The sequence below is a fragment of the Streptomyces lushanensis genome (assembly GCF_001700515.1).
In the GTDB taxonomy this organism is placed as follows: domain Bacteria; phylum Actinomycetota; class Actinomycetes; order Streptomycetales; family Streptomycetaceae; genus Streptomyces; species Streptomyces lushanensis.
Genome location: NZ_MAUD01000474.1, coordinates 1 through 4,158 on the forward strand (window position 1 = coordinate 1; position 4,158 = coordinate 4,158).

Below are 4,158 nucleotides of genomic sequence, written 5' to 3' on the forward strand. Positions count from 1 at the left end.
GGCGATCTGGACGCCCGGACCGGCCGTACCCAGGACGCGCTCGCCCGCTACCGCGCCGCGCTGGACGCCGGACGGGCCGCGAACGATCTCTACGCGACCGGCCGCGCGATGGAATCCGTGGGCGGCGCGTACCAGGACCTCCAGGACTGGCAGCGGGCCGCCGACTGGTACGGCAGGGCGCTGGCCCAGCGCCTCAGCCGCGGCGAACGCGCCGACGAGGCCAGGCTGTACGGCCGGCTCGGCACCGTCCACACCTACGCGGGCCACTACGGGGAGGCGCTGCGGAGCTGGCGGGCCGCCGTGGCCGTCCACCGGAGGCTGCGTGATCTCCCGGCACAGGCAAGGGCGTTGAGCGAGGCGGCCCGGGTCCAGGAGTACGCGGGCCGGCCGCAGGAGTCGCTGGAGACCTGCCAGGAGGCCGTCGAGTGGGCCCGGCTGGCCGGAGACGTACGGCTCCAGGCCGCGCTTCAGCTCCGGGTGGCGGACACGCTGGACCGGCTCGGCGATCCGACCGCGGCCCGGCTGCATCGTGCGACCGCCGATCGGCTGCTGGAAACGGAAGGAAACACCTACGAAATCCGTAGCGCTACGGCTGGGGAATAATGCTTTGCAAGGCTAGACAGCGGGAAATCCTTCATTAGACTGGATCCGCCGCAACCTCAACGCGGTGTATCCCGGTGCGCGCCTCCCCGCGCCCCGGTCCCCCTGGCATTGCCCCCGCAATCCCCTGAGCCAAGGACCGTGATCTGCCGTGTTGGTCGGTATCCCCCGAGAGGTCAAGAACAACGAGTTCCGGGTGGCGATCACGCCCGCCGGTGTGCATGAGCTCGTGCGCCAGGGCCATGAGGTCGTCATCGAGCGGAACGCCGGAGTCGGTTCCTCGATCACGGACGAGGAGTTCGGCGCGGCCGGCGCGCGGATCCTGGCCACCGCGGACGAGGTCTGGGCCGCCGCCGACCTCCTGCTGAAGGTCAAGGAACCGATCGCGGAGGAGTACCACCGGCTCCGCAAGGGCCAGACCCTCTTCACCTATCTCCATCTCGCCGCCTCCCGCGCCTGCACCGACGCCCTGCTGGACTCGGGCACCACGGCCATCGCGTACGAGACGGTCGAGACCGCGGGCCGGGCGCTGCCGCTGCTCGCCCCGATGTCCGAGGTCGCGGGCCGGCTGGCCCCGCAGGTCGGCGCGTACCACCTGATGCGCTCGGCCGGCGGCCGCGGTGTCCTGCCGGGCGGAGTGCCGGGTACGGCGGCGGGCCGGGCCGTCGTCATCGGCGGCGGGGTCTCCGGCTGGAACGCGGCCCAGATCGCCGTCGGCATGGGCTTCCACGTGACCCTGCTCGACCGTGACATCAACAAGCTGCGCGAGGCCGACCGGATCTTCGGCACCAGGGTCCAGACCATCGTCTCCAACGCCTTCGAACTGGAGCGCGCGGTCGTCGAGGCGGACCTCGTCATAGGGGCCGTACTCATCCCCGGCGCGAAGGCGCCGAAGCTCGTCACCAACGAGCTCGTCGCCCGGATGAAGCCCGGAAGTGTACTTGTCGACATTGCGATTGATCAGGGCGGCTGCTTCGAGGATTCACGTCCGACGACACACGCCGAACCGACCTTCCCGGTCCATGGATCGGTCTTCTACTGCGTCGCCAACATGCCGGGCGCCGTGCCCAACACCTCCACGTACGCGCTGACCAACGCCACGCTGCCCTACATCGTGGAGCTCGCGAACCACGGCTGGGCCGAGGCGCTGCGCCGCGATCCCGCCCTGGCCAAGGGCCTCAACACCCATGAGGGCCAGGTGGTTTACCGTGAGGTGGCCGAGGCCCATGGACTGGATCACGCCGAATTGAGCGCGCTTCTGGGCTGATGCGTCAACTTGTGGCGTCAACATCACGCCAGCGGCCGGACCTTGATCGACGGGGTCCGGCCGGACGTGTGCCCGGACGGCTCCGAACCCTTGGTCAACTCGCCTCGAACGTAACCTTTTCACCGATTCGCCGAGCCGCGAAAGCCGTGCGCCATGCCTTGATGAGAGGCTTGTGCGCCCTTGACAGAGGGATGTTCCGTTGCCGACACATCGGGCCGGGTCCGGCGGATTGTGTTGCTGCGGACCGGTGACACGCCATAGAGTCGCCAACCGTCGGCATGGTGCCACGCTGACCTATCGATAAGTTTCCTGGTCCCGTCCAAGGAGGTAAGACGACTTGTGAATGAGTCGACATTTACTCCCGGGGGTGGTCAACCAGGAATGCCGGTGAGGGGCCAGAGCCCGTCGTCCGGGTTCGAGGCTGTCGGCTCCGTAGCTGTCCGCACCTTCGCCACCCACCAGCACATGACGACAGCCCACCAGATGATGGACGGCCAACACGTGAACGCCATGGCCGGCAACGAGGGTGGCCGAGAGTCCACTCCATTCGCCGACTACGACGAAGTGCCCGAGGGGCACTTCTACGACCCCGACGCCGAGTACGAGCCGGATCCCGAGTACGCGGCCACTCTCGCCCCCGACGCCGCACGCCAGCGCCGTGAGCGGATCGGCCCGACCGGGCGTCCTCTGCCGTACTTCCCGATTCCGGGCCCGCTGACCGACCACGGGCCCGCGAAGATCATCGCGATGTGCAACCAGAAGGGCGGCGTCGGCAAGACGACGTCGACCATCAACCTCGGCGCCGCGCTGGCGGAGTACGGCCGGCGTGTGCTGCTCGTCGACTTCGACCCGCAGGGAGCCCTGTCGGTCGGTCTCGGTGTGAATCCGATGGAGCTGGACCTCACCGTCTACAACCTGCTCATGGAGCGGGGCATGGCGGCCGACGAGGTCCTCCTGAAGACCGCCGTGCCCAACATGGACCTGCTGCCCAGCAACATCGACCTCTCGGCCGCCGAGGTGCAGCTCGTCAGCGAGGTCGCGCGCGAGTCGACGCTCCAGCGGGCGCTGAAGCCGCTCATGGCGGACTACGACTACATCGTGATCGACTGCCAGCCCTCGCTCGGTCTGCTGACCGTGAACGCGCTGACGGCCGCGCACAAGGTGATCGTGCCGCTGGAGTGCGAGTTCTTCGCGCTGCGCGGAGTGGCCCTGCTGACCGAGACGATCGAGAAGGTCCAGGAGCGGCTCAACCCGGAACTGGAGCTGGACGGCATCCTCGCCACGATGTACGACTCCCGTACGGTGCACAGCCGCGAGGTCCTCGCGCGGGTCGTCGAGGCCTTCGACGACCACGTGTACCACACGGTGATCGGGCGGACCGTGCGCTTCCCGGAGACCACGGTCGCCGGTGAGCCCATCACCACGTACGCCTCGAACTCCGTGGGCGCCGCCGCGTATCGCCAGCTCGCCAGGGAGGTGCTCGCCCGGTGTCACGCCGAGTGAGTCTGCCCGGGGCCGACGAGCTGTTCCGTACGACCGGGGGGACGGCGCTCCAGCCCTCCTCACCCGCGGAGCGGCGCCGGAACGCCAACGGCGAGCCGCGGGTGCCGGCGCCGGCCGGGGAGAGCGACCCGGCGGGCGAGCCGGGCGCGCAGGGCCAGACCGCGTCGGCCACGACCGCGCCGGCCCCCGCGGACGAGCACTCCGCCGCCGGCACGGACTCCGCGGAGGCGCCGCGCAGCCGTACGGCGGGCGCGGAGCAGGCCGCCAACGCCGTCGCCGCCAACGCGGTGAAGGGACGGCGCGCACAGGAGGCCGGCGGACCCGGGCCCGCGTCGGCCGGCGGCCAGCAGCGCCGCCGGGGGCGGGGCGCCAACCGCCGGCCCAGCGGACGTGAGCGGCACGACGAGAAGATCACGGTCTATGTCTCGGCCGAGGAACTGATGGACCTGGAGCACGCGCGGCTGGTGCTGCGCGGTGAGCACGGCCTCGCCGTGGACCGCGGCCGGATCGTCCGCGAGGCGGTCGCTGTCGTCCTCGCCGACCTCGAATCACGCGGCGACGCGAGCATCCTCGTACGGCGCCTGCGCGGGCGCTGAGGGTAGCCTGCGCGGGCAGTACCTCCGCTCCCGCCTCCAGGACCCCGATGCCGCCGCCTCCTCCTTCCGCCCGCCGCCCGCTGGGGCGCGGGCCCGGAAGTCTCCTCGGGGGCCTCGGGGGGCCCGGCGCTCTCCTCGGGGGCCGCCGGTGCGGCCGACGGCACGCCTGGGCCGCGCCCCAGCGGGCGGCGG

At 70.9% G+C, this 4,158-nt stretch carries 4 protein-coding genes; all 4 read left to right on the top strand.

The window, feature by feature from the left end; genetic code table 11:
- Positions 1–603: tetratricopeptide repeat protein (locus BFF77_RS29920; RefSeq protein ID WP_141698564.1), on the top strand; the 603-nt coding region annotated here is incomplete at its 5' end.
- 148 nt (positions 604–751) lie between these two features.
- Complete coding sequence (gene ald / locus BFF77_RS29925; RefSeq protein ID WP_066956197.1) at positions 752–1,867, top strand: alanine dehydrogenase; 1,116 nt, start codon at positions 752–754, stop codon at positions 1,865–1,867.
- Positions 1,868–2,248: 381 nt separating this feature from the next.
- The gene (locus BFF77_RS29930; protein ID WP_066956201.1) at positions 2,249–3,370 is read left to right on the top strand and encodes a ParA family protein; all 1,122 of its coding nucleotides are present in this window, start codon (positions 2,249–2,251) and stop codon (positions 3,368–3,370) included.
- Positions 3,367–3,966, top strand: coding sequence for a hypothetical protein (locus BFF77_RS29935; RefSeq protein WP_066956204.1), 600 nt, complete (start codon positions 3,367–3,369; stop codon positions 3,964–3,966). Before BFF77_RS29930 ends, BFF77_RS29935 begins: the two co-directional genes overlap by 4 nt.
- The last annotated feature ends 192 nt before the right edge of the window (positions 3,967–4,158 follow it).

Coding starts and splice junctions, on each gene's coding strand:
- BFF77_RS29930 (WP_066956201.1), top strand. CDS start 2,249: ATGCCGGTGAGGGGCCAGAGCCCGTCGTCCGGGTTCGAGGCTGTCGGC.